The organism is Enterobacter cloacae complex sp. ECC445 (genome assembly GCF_021892025.1).
In the GTDB taxonomy this organism is placed as follows: domain Bacteria; phylum Pseudomonadota; class Gammaproteobacteria; order Enterobacterales; family Enterobacteriaceae; genus Enterobacter; species Enterobacter chengduensis.
Window position 1 is genome coordinate 1 of record NZ_JAKLRZ010000017.1, and the last position, 1,895, is coordinate 1,895.

Genomic DNA, 1,895 nt, shown 5'->3' on the forward strand with positions numbered 1-1,895 from the left:
TGAAGTGAAACATCTTCGGGTTGTGAGGTTAAGCGACTAAGCGTACACGGTGGATGCCCTGGCAGTCAGAGGCGATGAAGGACGTGCTAATCTGCGAAAAGCGCCGGCGAGGTGATATGAACCTTTGACCCGGCGATGTCCGAATGGGGAAACCCAGTGTGATTCGTCACACTATCGTTAACTGAATACATAGGTTAACGAGGCGAACCGGGGGAACTGAAACATCTAAGTACCCCGAGGAAAAGAAATCAACCGAGATTCCCCCAGTAGCGGCGAGCGAACGGGGAGCAGCCCAGAGTCTGAATCAGCTTGTGTGTTAGTGGAAGCGTCTGGAAAGTCGCACGGTACAGGGTGACAGTCCCGTACACGAAAGCACACAGGTTGTGAACTCGAAGAGTAGGGCGGGACACGTGGTATCCTGTCTGAATATGGGGGGACCATCCTCCAAGGCTAAATACTCCTGACTGACCGATAGTGAACCAGTACCGTGAGGGAAAGGCGAAAAGAACCCCGGCGAGGGGAGTGAAAAAGAACCTGAAACCGTGTACGTACAAGCAGTGGGAGCACCTTCGTGGTGTGACTGCGTACCTTTTGTATAATGGGTCAGCGACTTATATTCTGTAGCAAGGTTAACCGTATAGGGGAGCCGAAGGGAAACCGAGTCTTAACTGGGCGTTAAGTTGCAGGGTATAGACCCGAAACCCGGTGATCTAGCCATGGGCAGGTTGAAGGTTGGGTAACACTAACTGGAGGACCGAACCGACTAATGTTGAAAAATTAGCGGATGACTTGTGGCTGGGGGTGAAAGGCCAATCAAACCGGGAGATAGCTGGTTCTCCCCGAAAGCTATTTAGGTAGCGCCTCGTGAACTCATCTTCGGGGGTAGAGCACTGTTTCGGCTAGGGGGCCATCCCGGCTTACCAACCCGATGCAAACTACGAATACCGAAGAATGTTATCACGGGAGACACACGGCGGGTGCTAACGTCCGTCGTGAAGAGGGAAACAACCCAGACCGCCAGCTAAGGTCCCAAAGTCATGGTTAAGTGGGAAACGATGTGGGAAGGCACAGACAGCCAGGATGTTGGCTTAGAAGCAGCCATCATTTAAAGAAAGCGTAATAGCTCACTGGTCGAGTCGGCCTGCGCGGAAGATGTAACGGGGCTAAACCATGCACCGAAGCTGCGGCAGCGACACTATGTGTTGTTGGGTAGGGGAGCGTTCTGTAAGCCGTTGAAGGTGTGCTGTGAGGCATGCTGGAGGTATCAGAAGTGCGAATGCTGACATAAGTAACGATAAAGCGGGTGAAAAGCCCGCTCGCCGGAAGACCAAGGGTTCCTGTCCAACGTTAATCGGGGCAGGGTGAGTCGACCCCTAAGGCGAGGCCGAAAGGCGTAGTCGATGGGAAACAGGTTAATATTCCTGTACTTGGTGTTACTGCGAAGGGGGGACGGAGAAGGCTATGTTAGCCGGGCGACGGTTGTCCCGGTTTAAGCATGTAGGCGGAACGACCAGGTAAATCCGGTCGTTTATTAACGCTGAGGTGTGATGACGAGGCACTACGGTGCTGAAGTAACAAATGCCCTGCTTCCAGGAAAAGCCTCTAAGCATCAGGTAACACGAAATCGTACCCCAAACCGACACAGGTGGTCAGGTAGAGAATACCAAGGCGCTTGAGAGAACTCGGGTGAAGGAACTAGGCAAAATGGTGCCGTAACTTCGGGAGAAGGCACGCTGATATGTAGGTGAAGCCCCTGCGGGTGGAGCTGAAATCAGTCGAAGATACCAGCTGGCTGCAACTGTTTATTAAAAACACAGCACTGTGCAAACACGAAAGTGGACGTATACGGTGTGACGCCTGCCCGGTGCCGGAAGGTTAATTGATGGGGTTAGCGG

The 1,895-nt window shown here is 52.9% G+C and carries 1 rRNA gene; it reads left to right on the top strand.

Features of this window, described 5'->3' with window-relative positions:
* Positions 1–26: 26 nt before the first annotated feature.
* Positions 27–1,895, top strand: a 23S ribosomal RNA gene (locus L6R44_RS14595); the annotation flags it as partial.